Consider the following 16,561-nt stretch of genomic DNA (forward strand, 5'->3'; position numbering starts at 1 on the left):
GGAGGATCGCATGGGAGTCAATTTGATTTTTAAAATTGCAGCAGTTGGAATCCTGGTTTCCGTCATCTGCCAGGTTTTAAAGCACAGCGGACGGGAAGAACAGGCATTCTTAACAAGCCTTGCGGGGCTGATCCTGGTACTGTTCTGGCTGGTGCCTTATATTTATCAGTTGTTTGAATCCATTAAAAATCTATTTGCATTGTAGGTGAGCGTATGACCGTAGTGACCATAGCCATAACAGGAATCGTTGCAGTGCTTTTAGCGGTTTCGTTAAAGGGGATGAAGGGGGAATATGGGACCTATCTGGTCATGGCGGCGGGCTTTTTTATCTTCTTTTACGGTATGGGAAAGCTCACCACCATTCTGGATACGATGAAGGAAATCCAGACCTATATAAAGATTAACAGCATCTATTTAACCACATTGGTAAAGATGATAGGAATTACCTATATCGCAGAATTTGCCGCAGGGATATGCAAGGATGCCGGATATGGAGCCGTAGGGACTCAGATCGAAATATTTGGAAAGCTGTCCGTACTGGCGGTCAGCATGCCCATTCTCCTTGCGCTGATCGAAACACTGCAGGTATTTTTATCATGACGGGAGGGATCAGGACTATGAAAAGAACCGCCTTTTTCCTACTGTGCCTTATTAGCTTAATGCTGCTGTTTTTCTGCAAGGACAGCCTGGGAGCGGAAGCATCATCAGGTAAGGAAGCATCTGTTCCGGCGGAAGATTTAGACCTGGATCAATATGATCTAACGGATATCCAGAATTTCCTGGACCGTTCGAAGGAGAACCAGGGCATGAATCTTTCCTTTAAAAAACTTATGAAGGATCTGATGGATGGAAAATTAAACGATGTCATGGGACAAGTCGGAAAAGCGTTAAAAGATCTGCTGGTGGGGGAGGTAAGAAACAGCGGGCATATGATGGGACAAATCATGGTGCTTGGAATCATTGGAGCAGTTTTTTCCAACTTTTCCAGCGTATTTACCGGAAGCCAGATTTCAGAAACCGGGTTCTTTGTCACCTATTTGCTTTTGTTTACGTATCTGGCCGCCAGCTTTTTTACAAGCGTGACCATTACGGGAAATGTGGTGGGGCAGATTCTGGATTTTACCAAGGTATTGATGCCTGCCTATTTCCTGGCAGCGGCATTCGCGGGAAGCAGTGCATCGGCGGCGGCTTCCTATGAATTCACACTGTTTGTCATCGTTGCCTCCCAGTGGCTTTTGGGGCAGGTACTTTTAGCACTCATAAGAGTCTATGCTCTTTTGGTCATGGCAGGCCACATTGCAAAGGAAGAAATGCTTTCAAAGCTTACGGAACTGTTGGAACAGGTGGTTTCCTGGAGCTTAAAGACCCTGGTAGGAGTTGTGCTTGGGTTTCATCTCATACAGTCCATGGTTCTGCCCTATGTGGATTCCATGAAAACGGGAGCCATTCAGAAGCTGATCGGAGCCATTCCGGGAATCGGCCAGGGTGTCAACTCGGTTGCCCAAATGGTTTTAGGCTCCGGGGTACTTATAAAAAACACCATTGGTGCAGCCGGTATTATCATACTTCTTATCCTTTCCGTCATTCCTCTGATTAAACTGGCAGTGCTGATGATTTTATACCAGTGCGTTGCAGCCCTTTTGCAGCCGGTCTGTGATAAAAGGATTGTATCCTGTATTTCAGAAATGGCCAAAGGCCACAAAATGCTGCTGTCTGTAGCGGCTTCTGCAGTGATTCTCTTTGTTGTTACTATAGCGCTTGTATGCGCTTCTACCAATGTGACCTATTATACCGGGTGAGTGGCATGGAAGAATTGTTTAGCTGGATACGCAATATAACCTATTACCTGATTTTTATAACTGTGGTGGGAAACCTCCTGCCAAATAAAAAATATGAAAAATACATAAAATTATTTGCCGGCATGGTACTGATCCTTCTGGTATTAAAGCCAATTACAGGGGGCTTAAGGCTTGATGATACGCTGGCTTACTATTTTGAGTCAATAAGCCTTAAAAAGGAAGCTGGGGAGCTGACAGGAAAGCTTTCAGAAATGGAAGGGAAAAGGCTGGAAAGCATGATCACCAGGTATGAAGAGGCGGTTGGAACGGATTTAAAATCTATGGCTGAGACCGACGGCTTTACCTGCAGGGAATCCAGGGCGGAGATTAACCAGGATCAGGCAAGCAGTAACTTTGGCCATGTTGTGCGGGTGACCTTGGTTCTGGCACCGGGAGGAACTGGAAAAGAGGGAACAGATATTGCCGTTTCCGGTAATGGAAATCTGCCGGTAAAAAAGGTACAGGAAGTGGAAGATGTGAAAATAGCCGGCTCTGAACCGGAAAAGACTGATGATAAGGGACTGGAGGATGTGAGAAAACAGAAGCAGGAAGAAAATTCACGGCTTTCTGGTCTTAGAAGGCGGATTGCGGAATATTATGATTTGGAGGAACAGGATATTGAAATTCAAATGGAAGATGGGAAAGGATAAATGGCTGATCCTGCTGGCGGTTGGAATGATTATCCTGATCCTTACATTTCCCTCCGGTTCGGGTATGGCTGCCAGGGTAGAGAAGACAGCAGAAAGCAAAAACCAGACGGCACTTCAAAAAGGGATTGTGACAGAGCCAGCAGATGGGGAAGCGGCTGTTGCGGCAGGAGCAGACCGGACCTATGAGGAACAACTGGAGGCGAGGGTGAAGAGAATCTTAAAAACCGTGGATGGGGTCGGTCAGGTAGAGGTAATGATCGTACTGAAATCCTCAGAGGAGAAGGTACTCCGAGTCGATAAGGACAGTTCGGATTCATCTACTGAGGAAAAGGACAGCTCCGGGGGAACCAGAAAGATCACCAGCGCAGATCGCAAGGAAAACACGATTTTGACCGGTTCAGGAGAAAATACAGCTCCCATTGTGGAGAAAGAGATACGTCCGGAAATAGAAGGAATCATCATCAGTGCCCAGGGCGGTGGCAGTCCTACGGTAAAAGCTGAAATTTCCGGTGCCATGGAAGCATTATTTAACCTGCCCCCACATAAAATTAAAGTATTAAAGAGGGTGGAATAAAAAGGAGTGTCATGTATGAGAAGTTGGAAAACAAGCAATGAGCCCAAAGTCCCTAGAACCCCAAAGAAAATGGATATGAAGAAACTGTTCCGAAGAAACCAGATTATTATCACCACCTTAGCCGTTATGATAGCTGCTGCTGGATATTTAAACTATGCAGGAAAGCAGGAGGCCGCTTCCGGGACAGACGTCTATGAAGCTGGAATGACTGATATTTCTGAAGAAGATATTTTAGCGGAAAACCAGTCCCTTACCGGTAGTGATACAAATCAGGAAATTGCAAGCCTTGACCAGGATGCAGAGGATATTGATAAACTGGCGGCAGGAGAAACCGATGCGGCTTTGCAAAGCGAAGGATCAGTAGACTTAGCGGCAAATGAGACACAGGTGGCAAATGAGACACAGGCGGCTAAAACCGGCCTTGACAACCCTGGAGAAGCAGTGCTTACCAGCGGAATGAACGTATCAGAATACATATCCAGCGTACAGTTAAATCGGGAGCAGGTAAGGGCAAAGAATAAGGAAACCTTAATGAACCTGATCAACAATCCAAACATTGAAGAAGCAGCAAAACAGCAGGCCATTCAGGAAATGATTGATATGACGGCTATTGCTGAAAGAGAGAATGCAGCGGAAACTCTGCTGCTTGCCAAAGGATTTGCGGATCCGGTGGTCAGCATTTCCAGCGGAAAAGTGGATGTTGTTATCAATGCCCCCAGCATTACAGATCCTCAGCGGGCTCAAATTGAGGACATCGTAAAGAGAAAAACGGAAGTGGGAGCGGAAAGCATCGTAATCACTCTTATGAAATTGGAAGAGTAAAAAGCCTTTGCAAACTGCGGACAGTTTTGCTATAATGATTCCAGAACCTAAAGGGTCGGAAGAAAAAAACATCTTTCAACCCCCCCGCTTTTGAATCAGGCGGATATGCCTGCATATCCAGTTGATTCATTAGTATATAAATATTAGTACAGGAGGGAATTGCTGTGGCAGAAATGGAAAGCAGAAATACTCACAAGGTATATGAAAAAGATAAAATTGGCGAAGTACAGATTGCGGACGATGTGGTGGCCATCATTGCAGGTCTTGCAGCAACCGAGGTAGAAGGTGTAGATTCCATGGCTGGCAACATCACCAATGAGTTGGTGTCAAAGCTGGGCATGAAAAATTTATCCAAGGGCGTTAAGGTGGAGCTGACAGAAGAACATGTATCTGTGGATCTATCCTTGAACATCAAATACGGTTACAGCATACCTGCCGTCAGTGAGAAGGTTCAGGAGAAGGTGCAGAACGCCATTGAGAACATGACAGGCTTAACAGTTCTGGATGTAAACATCCGGATTGCCGGTGTAGCATTGGAAGAGAATAAATAGATGAAAAGGTCTATCGCGGGGGCGAACCGGGAAAAGGTTCATGCCCCCGCTTTTCTTTGTGTACAAAAAAATAAATGTTGTAAGGATATGATTCGGGATTTATAAAGGGACAGGTGTTTTCATATATGATGGCTGATAAGGAGAAAGACCGCTACTCGCTGAGGGTGATGACATTGTTTGGTCTGGTGGTATCGGTAATTATAGGGATATTCGCTTTAAACATTTATTACTTCAAAGAGGTGGAAAAAAGTCTGGTAGAACAGACTTACCAGGATTTAAAAAGGGAGAATGACGAAGCACTTACCTATTTTCAGGGAATGATCCGGGAAAGGTTTGAAGTGCTTGAGGCATTCTCTGCTTATGGTAATCTGCCGGAGGGATCGGAAATTGAAGTTTTAGGCGGACAGGGAATTATGTATTACGGGATCCGTGAATCCCAGGGGTTAAAGGGAGAAAACAACATATCAAGACTGCCTTCCAAGGGCTCTAACGGTCAGTCAGGGATCACTCTGTCCGTTCCGGTGGTTAGGGAGGGACAGGCAAAGGGGGCGGTCTGTATGAAGTATACCGCTGAAGAACTGGGGAAGTATTTAAACAGTACAGAGTTAAGCCCATACAGTGCCAGTCTGGTTTTCACAAGGTCCGGAGAGCTGGTGGCCACGTGCCCCGGGTATGAAACTTATGCCAATATTTATGATATACTCAAAACCATGGAATTTAGAGACGAACAATCTTTAGAGCAGATGAAAATGACTGCGGAGAGCGGGGGTTCCGGATATGCCTCCTATTATTACAAGGGCAGCTGGGAACTTCTTTATTATCAGCCTGCGGGAGTTGAAGACTGGATGGTGGCTTCCATGGTGAAAACAGAAAGCTATGAGGGTGCTCTTTACAAGATCAGAAAGCTGTCAAAAGTCTTTCTTGCAAGCTCAACGGCAATGGTTGCCTGTACAGTTCTTCTTATTATATGTATTATTTATTTACGGAAAAAGGAAGCAAAGCGGGCGCAAAAGGATTATTTAACCGGCGTTTATACCAGAGAAACAGCCAGAAAGCTGGTGGAACAGCGGCTGAAAGGCGGAGGGAAAAAGAGGTTTTATGCTTGTATGTTCCTAGATATTGACGATTTCAAGAAAATCAATGACACCTTCGGCCATCATAAAGGAGATATGGTTTTAACCCAGGCAGGCCAGATTTTAAGCGCCTGTACAAGAAAAGAGGATGTAATTGTCCGTTTTGGCGGAGATGAGTTCTGCATCTGGCTGTACGGCTTAAGCGGCAGGAAACAGCCGGAGGCAATTGCGAAACGGATATTAAATGCGTTTCACACCTCCGGAACCATACATGCAAGCATTGGAATCACCCTGGTAGGAGAACAGGAGACAGAATACGACGCCATATTAAGACGGGCTGATCAGGCATTATATCTGGCAAAGGGAAAAGGGAAAAATCAGTTTGCATTCCAGCTTTGAGTCCTGGGGTCCTGCACTCCTTGAAAGTCCTTATTATTTCAGGTATAATGAAGTTTAATGTTTTTAAAATTACTAAAAGGAGAAAAGCATGAATAAGCTTAGACTTGGAATTATTGGAAACGGTTATCTTGGAGATATTATTGCCGGTGCATGGAAAGATGGTTTACTGCCTGAGTATGACTTGGTGGGAATCGTTGGGAGGACAAAGGAAAAGACAGACGCCCTGGCAGAGAAAAGTGGCTGCAGCTCCTGTGCAGGGATCGATGAATTGCTTAAATTAAAACCGGAATACATCGCCGAGGCAGCATCCGGGGATTCCGTTAGAGACATGGCGGAGAAGATTCTGGCAAATGGCTGTAATCTCATCGTACTGTCCATTGGCGCCTTTGCTGATAAAGAATTTTATGAGAGAGTGAAGGCCACGGCCGTAAAACATAATACCAGGGTATACATCGCCTCAGGAGCGGTGGGCGGCTTTGACGTGCTTCGTACGGTTTCTCTCATGGGAGAGGCCGTAGCAGGAATTGAGACAAGAAAGGGTCCGCAATCCTTAATGTATACACCCCTTTTTGAAGATCATTTAATGACCGATAAGGATAGCACCATGGTGTTTGACGGCAATGCAAAAGAGGCTATCGGGCTTCTTCCTACAAAGGTGAATGTTGCGGTAGCATCTTCCCTTGCAACAGTCGGACCGGATAAAACCAGGGTGAACATTCACAGCGTTCCTGGAATGATTGGGGATGACCATAAGATCACTGCAGAAATTGAAGGCGTGAAGGCTGTTGTGGATATTTATTCAAGTACCAGCGCCATTGCAGGCTGGAGTGTAGTGGCTGTCCTGCAGAATATTGTGTCACCAATCGTTTTTTAGCCGATAGCTGCTATTCGGTTATGCCCGGTAGAGAGAGGCAATGTGAGCAAGTAAGGTCGCGGATTGGGAATATCCGCTTAACAGGAGGATAAGAAGATGTTTGAGAAGTTGGTTGCCATAGAGCCGGTGAGTCTGGTAGAAGAAGCGGAGAAAGAGCTTTACCGATATGCGAAACAGGTGGTGATGTACCAGGATATTCCCTGTGATGACGAAGAGATCATAAGGAGAATCGGAGATGCGGATGGGGTGCTTTTAAGCTACACCTCCAGGATCAGTCAATATGTCTTTGAACGATGTCCTAAAATCAAATATGTGGGGATGTGCTGCAGCCTTTATTCAAAGGAGAGCGCAAACGTAGACATTGCTTATGCAGAACAGCATGGGATTACCGTTATGGGAATCCGTGATTACGGCGATGTTGGAGTGGTGGAATATGCGATCTGTGAACTGGTGCGCTTTCTTCACGGATATGACAGGCCCATGTGGAAGGATATGCCGGTAGAGATTACCGGATTAAAGGTAGGAATTATTGGAATGGGTGTTTCCGGAGGCATGATCGCCAATGCTTTAAAGTTTCTTGGGGCAGATGTTTCCTATTACAGCAGGAGCAGAAAACTGCAGTACGAGGAAAAAGGAATTGGATATCGTCCATTGGGAGAGCTCTTAGAAAACAGCGAAGTGGTATTTACCTGCTTAAATAAAAATGTGATACTTCTGCACGAAGAGGAATTCCAGAAGCTGGGAAATGGAAAGATCCTGTTTAATACGTCCATTGGGCCTGCCTTTGAACCGGAAGATCTGAAGAACTGGCTGGATTCCGGGGATAACCGGTTTGCCTGCGATACGGCGGGAGCTGCCGGGGACGGTGCGCTTTTAGAACATCCCATGGTGTTTTGTGTCAATGCTTCGGCAGGGAGAACCAGGCAGGCCTTTGGAATTTTAAGCGAAAAAGTGCTTGATAATATCCGGAGGTTTTTGGAGATTAGCAAAGTTTCTATTGTATAAAAAACCCTGGTAAGGTATAATAATTCCAAATGTCCAGAAAATCACCAATAGGAGGACCATGGGAAATGACCAGAAGTAAAATGCGCGAACACTGCTTTAAATTGCTCTTTTGTGCGGATTTTTATCCGGCAGAGGAGAAGACGGGGCAGCTTATTCAATATTTTGAGGAACCAAAAGAGGATGATTTAAACGCCGAGGGCGTAGAAGAGATCATCCATGATGTGGATATGAGTGAAGAAAATGCTGCTTATTTAAGAGAGAGGGCAGAGTCCGTTATGGTCAGAATCCCTGAACTGGATTCAAAGATCAACGAAGTAGCCGAAGGCTGGAAGACAAAACGTATGGGTAAGGCTGAACTTACCATCCTCCGCCTGGCCCTGTATGAGATTTTATTTGATGAGGAAGTGCCGGAAAAGGTAGCCATCAATGAGGCTGTGGAACTGGCTAAAAAGTACGGCGGGAATGAAGCTCCGGCATTTATTAACGGAGTCCTGGCAAAGCTGGTGTAAGATATGGCGAGTGTGTATTCCGTTACTCAGGTCAATGCCTATATTAAGAATATGTTTGCCCAGGATTTCGCCCTGAACCGGATATCCGTTAAGGGTGAAGTGTCCAACTGTAAATACCATACCTCTGGCCATATTTACTTTACCTTAAAGGACGGAAAGTCGTCTATGGCGGCAGTGATGTTTGCCGGGCACAGGAAGGGTCTTGCTTTTAAGCTGGAGGAAGGACAGCAGGTGGTGGTAAAGGGCAGCGTGGAGGTTTATGAGCGGGACGGAAGATACCAGCTCTATGCCCAGGAGATCACAAAAGAAGGAATCGGTGATCTGTTTGAACGGTTCCAAAAACTGCGTGATGAACTGGAAGAAATGGGGATGTTTTCTCCTGAATATAAGAAACCGGTTCCAAAGTACGGGACAACCGTGGGAATCGTAACGGCTCCTACCGGAGCTGCTATCCAGGATATTATAAATATATCTACCAGACGCAATCCTTATGTGCAGCTTTATCTCTACCCGGCTCTTGTCCAGGGAGAGAGTGCAAAGGAAAGCATTGTAAAAGGGATCGAAACCCTGGACCAGATGGGACTTGATGTCCTGATCGTTGGGAGGGGCGGCGGTTCCATTGAGGATTTATGGGCATTTAATGAGGAAGTTGTGGCAAGGGCTGTTTTTAACTGCAGCACTCCTGTGATCTCTGCGGTAGGCCATGAAACCGATGTGACTATTGCAGATTATGTGGCGGACATGCGTGCCCCCACGCCTTCTGCAGCAGCAGAGCTTGCTGTATTTGATTACAGCAAGTTTGAGGAGCAGGTGGAAATGTACGGTCATACGCTTTTAAGGACTGTGGAAAGAAAGCTGGAACGCTACCGGTTCCATGGAAACCAGTACGCCTTAAAGCTGAAGCTGCATGACCCCAAGCGCAGCATCCATGAATGCCGTCAAAGGCTTGTGGACACCCAGGACAAGCTAAAAAGCCTGATTTTGTCAAAGACTGCCTCATACCGGGCAAGGGCGGAAGAAGACAAGCTTCATATAAAACAGCTTATAGAAAAGCAGGCGGTCAGGGACAGACACAGGTTGGAGATTTTCATCAGCCGCCTGGAAGCAGAATCCCCTCTTAAGAGAATGGGAGGCGGCTATGGTTTTGTAACTGATGGAAATGACAGGCGGATTGATTCCGTGAAGCAGGTAAAAGCCGGTGACAGAATTGGGCTGAGGCTTAGGGATGGAAGCATGGAGGCGGTGGTTTCCCGCGTTGCCCCGGCGGAATCCGGCTTATTTGGCAGCCAGCGGGAGGGCGTTCGTGGAGACAGGTAATAAGGAGAAACGGATTTATGGCGGCAAAAAAAGAAAAAACGATTGAAGAGACATTTGGAGAGCTGGAAGAGCTCATTAAAAAACTGGAAAGCGGAGAATGCTCCCTGGAGGAATCCTTTCAGTATTATGAGACCGGCATGAAGCTGGTAAAGTTCTGCAATGAAAAAATAGATAAAGTGGAAAAAAAGATTATCGTGTTAGAGGAAAATGGTGAGGAACATGAATGATAAAGATATGTTTTCAGCCCGTACAGAGGAAGTAAGGCATGTTGTAGAAACATACCTGCCTCCTGTGGAGGGCCATCAGAGTACGGTTCTGGCGGCAATGGATTACAGCGTTCGCGCTGGAGGAAAGAGGCTTCGTCCCATGCTGATGGAGGAGACCTACCGCTTATTCGGCGGTAAGGGGAAAGAGATTGAGCCTTTTATGGCGGCGATTGAGATGATTCACACCTCCTCCCTGATTCACGATGACCTTCCCTGTATGGATAATGATACCCTGCGCCGGGGACTTCCTACGGCATGGGTTAAATTTGGTTATGACATGGCGGTGCTGGCGGGTGACGGTTTGCTGATTTACTCCATGGAGACAGCTGCAAAAGCCCTTTCCATGACAGATCGGCCGGACCTGGTTGCCAGGTGCATGGGGATTTTAGCAGAAAAAACAGGGATTTATGGAATGATCGGCGGCCAGACCGTTGATGTGGAGCTTGCAGGAAAGCCTGTTCCAAGGGAAAAGCTTGATTTCATTTACCGGTTGAAGACCGGGGCGCTTTTAGAGGCCGCAATGATGATCGGAGCTATTCTCGGCGGAGGGGATGAAAAACAGCTGAAGCTGGTGGAGAAGATGGCCTCCTGCCTGGGACTTGCATTTCAGATTCAGGATGATATCCTGGATTTAACCAGCAGCGCGGAGGTTCTTGGAAAGCCTGTGCTCAGTGATGAAAAGAACCATAAAACCACCTATGTAACCCTGGAGGGAATTGAAAAGGCGAAGCAGGATGTGGAGAGGATTTCAGAAGAAGCGATTTCCTGTCTTCATGAGCTTCCTGGGAAGAATGAATTCCTGGAAGCGCTGATTCGGATACTTGTGAACCGGGAAAAGTAAGCCGTTTTACCATAAGGCTAAAAAAGGATCTGATAAGAATATGATGCTGGAATTAATAAACGGACCTGAGGATATCAAAAAACTGTCAAAGCAGGAGCTTGATATTTTAAGTCAGGAAATCCGTGACTTTTTGGTAGGAAAAATAAGCATGACTGGCGGCCATCTGGCTTCCAATTTAGGAGTGGTGGAGCTGACTATGGCGATCTACCTGGCTTTTGACCTTCCCAAGGATAAGGTTATCTGGGATGTAGGGCATCAGTCCTACACTCATAAAATATTAAGCGGCAGGAGAGAGGAATTTGACGACCTGCGGCAATACGGCGGCATGAGCGGCTTCCCCAAGAGAAAGGAAAGCCCTTGTGATGCCTTTGATACAGGACACAGCTCTACTTCCATTTCAGCCGGACTTGGACTGGCCCAGGCAAGAGATGTGCTTGGAGAGGATCATTTTGTGGTTTCCGTAATCGGAGACGGCGCCTTAACAGGCGGCATGGCCTATGAAGCTTTAAATAATGCGGCCAGAATGAACAAGAATTTCATTATTATTCTAAACGATAACAACATGTCCATCTCAGAAAATGTAGGTGGCATGTCTACTTATTTAAATAGCATCCGTACCGGAGAAGGGTATCTGGACTTAAAGAAGCACGTGACCAACGTGCTGTCCCGGATTCCGGTTGTAGGAGATCAGATCATCGATAAGATCAGCAGGACAAAGAACGGCATTAAACAGCTGCTCATACCTGGAATGCTGTTTGAGAATATGGGGATCACCTATCTTGGTCCGGTGGACGGCCATAATATAAAGGCTCTTTCCAGGGCCCTGCGGGAAGCAAAGAAGCTTCCCCATACTGTGCTGGTCCATGTGATCACCCAGAAAGGCAAGGGATATGCCCTGGCGGAAAGGAATCCTTCCAAGTTCCATGGAGTTGATCCTTTTGATATCATCACCGGGGAGCCGAAGAAAAAGAAGAATAATCCCAGCTATACGGATGTGTTTTCCAAAACCATCTGCCGTCTGGCTGAGCAGGATAAACGAATCGTGGCGGTAACGGCAGCCATGCCGGATGGAACAGGTTTAAAACGGTTTTCCCGTCTGTATCCCGACCGCTTTTTTGACGTGGGAATTGCAGAAGAGCATGCGGTGACATCGGCGGCTGGAATGGCGGCAGGCGGCTTAAAGCCGGTTGTGGCTATCTATTCGTCTTTTTTACAGCGCGGCTTTGATCAGATCCTCCATGATGTGTGCATTCAAAATCTGCCTGTGGTCTTTGCCATAGACCGGGCTGGGCTTGTGGGAAGTGATGGGGAAACCCACCAGGGGATTTTTGACTTATCCTATTTAACGGCAATCCCTAATATGAGCGTGTTTGCGCCGAAAAACCTATGGGAGCTTATGGATGGGATGGAGTTTGCCATGTCCTACAATGGCCCGTTTGCGGTTCGCTATCCAAGAGGAGAGGCTTACCAGGGCTTAAAGAGTTTTCGTGCTCCCATTGAATACGGTAAGGGAGAGATGATCTATGAGGAAAAGGATATCGCTCTTTTGGCAGTAGGAAGCATGGTGAGCACAGGGGAGCATGTAAGGCAAAAGCTGAAGGCAGAAGGCTGGAACTGTACTCTTGCAAACGGCCGGTTTGTGAAGCCTTTTGACCGGGAGTTGGTGGACCGGCTGGCAAAGAAGCACTGGCTCATAGCGGTCATGGAAGAAAATGTCCTTCAGGGAGGCTTTGGCCCCGGTGTCACCGCTTATATCCATGAGCACTATCCGCATGTAAAGGTAATCAATATTGCCTTGCCGGATGCCTATGTGGAGCATGGCAACGTATCCCTGCTCCGGAAGGGGTTGGGGATTGACAGCAATTCTATCATATGGCGGCTCAAAAAGGAATATCTTGATACGGAGCGCCAGAATACAGAATGGAAAAAATATAAAGATAAAACAAGGGAAATGGAAAAGGCATGAAAGAACGTTTGGATGTGCTTTTAGTAAAACGGGGACTGGCTGAATCCAGGGAAAAGGCCAAGGCTGTCATTATGTCCGGGATCGTCTATGTAGACGGGGATAAGGAAGACAAAGCCGGTACCACATTTGAGGAAACTGCAAACATCGAGGTAAGAGGAAGCACTCTGCGGTATGTGAGCCGGGGCGGTTTAAAGCTCGAAAAAGCCATGACTCACTTTAACGTGACTCTGGAAGGAAAAGTATGCATGGATGTAGGTTCTTCTACAGGCGGTTTTACAGACTGCATGCTTCAGAACGGAGCCGTTAAGGTTTATGCAGTGGATGTGGGCCATGGTCAGCTTGCATGGAAGCTGAGGAACGATGAACGAGTGGTGTGTATGGAAAAAACCAATATCCGTTATGTCACTCCTGAAGACCTGGCCGACTCAATCGAATTTTCCTCGATTGATGTTTCCTTTATTTCCCTGACAAAGGTATTAGGACCTGTAAAAGCCCTTCTTACGGATGAAGGAGAGGTCGTCTGCCTTATAAAGCCCCAGTTTGAAGCCGGCCGGGAAAAAGTGGGGAAAAAGGGCGTTGTGAGGGAAAAATCCGTCCATCTGGAAGTCATCAGGATGGTCATTTCCCACGCAGTAAGCATTGGCTTTGAAGCCCTTCATCTGGAATATTCCCCCATTAAAGGGCCGGAAGGGAACATTGAGTATCTCCTTCACTTGAAAAATCATCAGTCAGGAGAGGCATTCCCGGAATGCGGTCTTGATCCGGAACAGATCGTTAATGAGGCCCATGGGAATTTAACAGGAAACTAAAAGCGGCCTGTTGCAGCAGGCAGTGATACGGATTAAGATTATCCTTGCAGGTAAGGAGTTTTAATATGAAATATTTTTATGTAATCATGAACCCTGACAAAAAAGGGGCCAGAGAGACTGCGAAAGCCATTCGTGACTATCTTACCGGTCATGGGGCTGTCTGTCTGATCGGGGGAGAAGGCCAGGAAAAACGGCAGGGGAAAAGCCATTATACCGATGCTGCCATGGTGCCGGAAGAGACGGAGTGCCTGATCACCTTAGGCGGTGACGGTACCCTGATACAGGCGGCCAGAGACTTGGCAGGACGGAATATCCCCTTGATCGGGATCAATCGGGGGACCCTTGGGTACCTGACCCAGGTATCCCGCACGGAGGATATCAATGATGCTCTTTCTGCCCTTCTTGCCAATGATTATAAGCTGGAAGAACGGATGATGTTAGACGGCTGTATTTACCGCAAGGGAACAGCTGTCTGCCAGGATATTGCTTTAAATGAAATCGTCATAACCAGGAGCGAGCAATTAAAGATGCTTCAGTTTAAGGTTTATGTAAATCAGGAGTTTTTAAATGAATACCGGGCGGATGGGCTTATTGCGGCAACGCCCACCGGCTCCACCGCCTACAATCTTTCTGCAGGAGGCCCCATCATTGTCCCGGATTCCAAAATGGTGGTCCTCACTCCCATCTGTTCCCATGCCCTGGGGACAAGGAGCATCGTACTTTCCGCAGATGACTGGATCCAGATAGAAATGACAGGGAAGAAGGGCATAAGCCAGGCGGCTGTATTTGACGGAGATACGACCACGGAGCTTTATCCAGGCGATTGCATCGAGATACGCCGGTCAGATATTAAAACCATTCTGATAAAGCTGAAAAACATATCATTTTTAGATAACCTGCGCAATAAGATGGCTGGTATATAGGGAGGGGCACTATGAAACTGGAACGACACAGCAAAATTGTGGAACTTATTGGAAAACACGAGATTGAAACCCAGGAGGAGCTGGCAGATTATTTGAATCAGGCAGGCTTTGCGGTCACTCAGGCAACGGTTTCCAGAGACATCAGGGAGCTGAAGCTTACAAAGGTTCAGTCTGAGTCAGGAAAGCAGAGGTATGTGGTACTTCAAAACCAGGGTTCTTTCAGTGACAAATACATCCGGATCCTGCGGGATGGCTTTTTATCAATGGACATGGCGCAGAATATTCTGGTGATTAAGACGGTATCCGGCATGGCCATGGCAGTAGCGGCGGCTCTTGATGCCCTTCATTTCGGTGAGATGGTGGGCTGCATTGCAGGAGACGACACCATCATGTGCGCCATTCGAAGCGCTGATGATACCATACTTATGATGGACAAACTAAAGAAACTCATTACGGGATAAAGGAGGCCGCCATGCTTTCAGAATTACACGTAAAGAACTTAGCCCTGATCGAAAAAGCTGATGTGGAATTTGGACAGGGCTTTAATGTCCTGACCGGTGAAACCGGAGCCGGTAAATCTATTATTATCGGTTCGGTTACCATTGCCCTGGGGGGAAAAACACCAAAGGATATCATTCGAAAGGGCACAGAATACGCCTATATTGAGCTGATCTTTACGGTCAGTGACCCGGGGAAAGTCCGCCTGTTAAAGGCGTTTGATGTCTATCCGGATGGAGACGGCACGGTGATCATTTCAAAGAAGATCATGCCCTCCAGAAGTTTAAGCAAGATCAATGATGAAACCGTAACCGCAGGAAAGCTGCGGGAAATCACGGGCCTTCTCATCGATATTCATGGACAGCATGAACATCAGTCTTTACTCTACAAATCAAAACATCTTGAGATTCTGGACCGCTACCAGGAGAAAAAGTCCCATAAGCTAAAAGAGAATATTGCAGATACTTATCGGGAATACGTCCGGTTAAAAGACCGGCTTTCCGCCTTCCAGCTTGACGAGGAAGCCAGACTCAGGGAGATGGACTTTATCCGCTATGAGATAGAAGAGATCGAAAATGCCGGGCTAAAGGAAGGGGAAAAGGAAGAACTGACCTCCAGATACCGTCTTTTTTTGAATGCAAAAAAGATATCCGAAAGCCTTTCCATGGCTTATTCCGCCGTGGATACGGATTTCATCAGCCGTGCATTCAAAGAGGTGGAAATGGTTGCCTCCTATGATGACAGGCTTTCTGTCATAAGGGATCAGCTATTTGATGCCGATTCTATTTTAAACGATATCAGCCGGGAAATAACCTCATATATGGATGATATGTCCTTTGACGAGGATGAATACAGGCAGATGGAAGAGCGGCTTGATGTTTTACATAATCTAGAAGCAAAGTATGGAGGAAGCCTCAGTCAGATATTTATAAATCTGGAAGAAAAGCAGAAACGCCTGGATGAGTTAGAGGATTATGACGGGGCCAGGAGAAGGACGGCAGAAGAACTCCAAAAGATTTTGGATCATCTGGAGCTTCTTTCCGGTCAATTATCCGAAATGAGAAAGCATACAGCCAAGGAACTGACAAAAAAAATAAAGGAAGGGCTAAAGGACTTAAATTTCATTGATGTTGAATTTTCCATGGAATTTTCTCGCCTTAGCCATTATACAGCGAACGGCTTTGACGAGGCGGAATTTTTGATTTCCACGAACCCTGGAGAATCTTTAAAGCCTTTGGGCATGGTAGCTTCCGGCGGCGAGCTGTCCAGAATCATGCTGGCCATTAAGACTGTGCTTGCGGATACCGATGACATTCCTACTTTGATTTTTGATGAGATCGATACCGGAATCAGCGGACGTACAGCCCAGAAGGTATCGGAAAAGCTGGCCTATATTGCCGTAAACCATCAGGTAATCTGCATCACCCATCTGCCCCAGATCGCTGCCATGGCTGACAGTCATTACGAGATTGCAAAGGCAGTGGAAGAGGGCCGTACAGCCACTTCCATACACCCTTTAAGCGGGGAAGAGGTGGTAGAGGAGCTGGCAAGGCTTTTAGGAGGTGCAGAGATAACCGAGGCAGTAAGAGCGAATGCAAGAGAAATGAAGCGGCTGGCAAAAGAAGGCAGACGCCCGGGAGTATGAG

19 protein-coding genes are annotated in these 16,561 nt (G+C 46.7%); all 19 read left to right on the forward strand.

Going from position 1 to position 16,561, the window contains the following annotated elements; genetic code table 11:
• The first annotated feature begins 10 nt into the window (after window positions 1–10).
• The 19 genes from spoIIIAC (at window position 11) to recN (ending at window position 16,560) form a co-directional block, all read left to right on the forward strand.
• Window positions 11–205 carry a stage III sporulation protein AC gene (spoIIIAC, locus tag H171_RS01100; RefSeq protein ID WP_013273849.1) on the forward strand — a complete coding sequence of 65 codons (195 nt, stop codon included), beginning with the start codon at window positions 11–13 and terminating at the stop codon, window positions 203–205.
• Between the two features lie 8 nt (window positions 206–213).
• Window positions 214–600 carry a stage III sporulation protein AD gene (gene spoIIIAD, locus H171_RS01105; protein ID WP_038277071.1) on the forward strand — a complete coding sequence of 129 codons (387 nt, stop codon included), beginning with the start codon at window positions 214–216 and terminating at the stop codon, window positions 598–600.
• Between the two features lie 17 nt (window positions 601–617).
• Complete coding sequence (locus H171_RS01110) at window positions 618–1,799, forward strand: stage III sporulation protein AE (protein WP_100303507.1); 1,182 nt, start codon at window positions 618–620, stop codon at window positions 1,797–1,799.
• A 5-nt stretch (window positions 1,800–1,804) separates the two neighbouring features.
• Window positions 1,805–2,488 carry a stage III sporulation protein AF gene (locus H171_RS01115; RefSeq protein WP_242976826.1) on the forward strand — a complete coding sequence of 228 codons (684 nt, stop codon included), beginning with the start codon at window positions 1,805–1,807 and terminating at the stop codon, window positions 2,486–2,488.
• Window positions 2,436–3,062 carry a stage III sporulation protein AG gene (locus H171_RS01120; protein ID WP_025234601.1) on the forward strand — a complete coding sequence of 209 codons (627 nt, stop codon included), beginning with the start codon at window positions 2,436–2,438 and terminating at the stop codon, window positions 3,060–3,062. The genes H171_RS01115 and H171_RS01120 overlap by 53 nt, the downstream gene beginning before the upstream one ends.
• A gap of 15 nt (window positions 3,063–3,077) precedes the next feature.
• Entirely contained in the window at window positions 3,078–3,884 is an 807-nt protein-coding gene (locus H171_RS01125) for a SpoIIIAH-like family protein (protein ID WP_186802610.1), read from the forward strand.
• Between the two features lie 173 nt (window positions 3,885–4,057).
• Complete coding sequence (locus H171_RS01130) at window positions 4,058–4,435, forward strand: Asp23/Gls24 family envelope stress response protein (protein ID WP_029702046.1); 378 nt, start codon at window positions 4,058–4,060, stop codon at window positions 4,433–4,435.
• A 125-nt stretch (window positions 4,436–4,560) separates the two neighbouring features.
• Complete coding sequence (locus H171_RS01135) at window positions 4,561–5,907, forward strand: sensor domain-containing diguanylate cyclase (RefSeq protein ID WP_100303509.1); 1,347 nt, start codon at window positions 4,561–4,563, stop codon at window positions 5,905–5,907.
• An 88-nt stretch (window positions 5,908–5,995) separates the two neighbouring features.
• A complete protein-coding gene (locus tag H171_RS01140; protein ID WP_100303510.1) occupies window positions 5,996–6,781 on the forward strand; it encodes an aspartate dehydrogenase domain-containing protein in 786 nt (261 codons plus the stop codon).
• 96 nt (window positions 6,782–6,877) lie between these two features.
• Complete coding sequence (locus H171_RS01145) at window positions 6,878–7,786, forward strand: D-isomer specific 2-hydroxyacid dehydrogenase family protein (RefSeq protein ID WP_100303511.1); 909 nt, start codon at window positions 6,878–6,880, stop codon at window positions 7,784–7,786.
• A 65-nt stretch (window positions 7,787–7,851) separates the two neighbouring features.
• The gene (gene nusB, locus H171_RS01150) at window positions 7,852–8,295 is read left to right on the forward strand and encodes a transcription antitermination factor NusB (RefSeq protein WP_100303512.1); all 444 of its coding nucleotides are present in this window, start codon (window positions 7,852–7,854) and stop codon (window positions 8,293–8,295) included.
• A gap of 3 nt (window positions 8,296–8,298) precedes the next feature.
• Window positions 8,299–9,612, forward strand: a complete 1,314-nt coding sequence (gene xseA, locus H171_RS01155) for an exodeoxyribonuclease VII large subunit (RefSeq protein WP_100303513.1) — start codon at window positions 8,299–8,301, stop codon at window positions 9,610–9,612.
• 17 nt (window positions 9,613–9,629) lie between these two features.
• Window positions 9,630–9,839: an exodeoxyribonuclease VII small subunit gene (gene xseB / locus H171_RS01160; RefSeq protein WP_100042690.1), complete on the forward strand. Its 210-nt coding sequence runs from the start codon at window positions 9,630–9,632 to the stop codon at window positions 9,837–9,839.
• The gene (locus tag H171_RS01165; RefSeq protein ID WP_100303514.1) at window positions 9,832–10,719 is read left to right on the forward strand and encodes a polyprenyl synthetase family protein; all 888 of its coding nucleotides are present in this window, start codon (window positions 9,832–9,834) and stop codon (window positions 10,717–10,719) included. Before xseB ends, H171_RS01165 begins: the two co-directional genes overlap by 8 nt.
• 40 nt (window positions 10,720–10,759) lie before the next feature.
• Window positions 10,760–12,685 carry a 1-deoxy-D-xylulose-5-phosphate synthase gene (gene dxs, locus H171_RS01170; RefSeq protein ID WP_100303515.1) on the forward strand — a complete coding sequence of 642 codons (1,926 nt, stop codon included), beginning with the start codon at window positions 10,760–10,762 and terminating at the stop codon, window positions 12,683–12,685.
• A complete protein-coding gene (locus tag H171_RS01175) occupies window positions 12,682–13,494 on the forward strand; it encodes a TlyA family RNA methyltransferase (RefSeq protein WP_100303516.1) in 813 nt (270 codons plus the stop codon). Before dxs ends, H171_RS01175 begins: the two co-directional genes overlap by 4 nt.
• A gap of 65 nt (window positions 13,495–13,559) precedes the next feature.
• The gene (locus H171_RS01180) at window positions 13,560–14,417 is read left to right on the forward strand and encodes an NAD(+)/NADH kinase (protein ID WP_100303517.1); all 858 of its coding nucleotides are present in this window, start codon (window positions 13,560–13,562) and stop codon (window positions 14,415–14,417) included.
• Window positions 14,418–14,428: 11 nt separating this feature from the next.
• Entirely contained in the window at window positions 14,429–14,878 is a 450-nt protein-coding gene (gene argR, locus H171_RS01185) for an arginine repressor (RefSeq protein ID WP_038277094.1), read from the forward strand.
• A gap of 11 nt (window positions 14,879–14,889) precedes the next feature.
• Window positions 14,890–16,560 (forward strand): DNA repair protein RecN, encoded by a 1,671-nt coding sequence (recN, locus tag H171_RS01190; protein WP_100303518.1) that lies wholly within the window; start codon window positions 14,890–14,892, stop codon window positions 16,558–16,560.
• Window position 16,561: the final 1 nt, after the last annotated feature.

The sequence above is a fragment of the [Clostridium] celerecrescens 18A genome (genome assembly GCF_002797975.1).
Classification (GTDB): Bacteria; Bacillota; Clostridia; order Lachnospirales; family Lachnospiraceae; genus Lacrimispora; species Lacrimispora celerecrescens.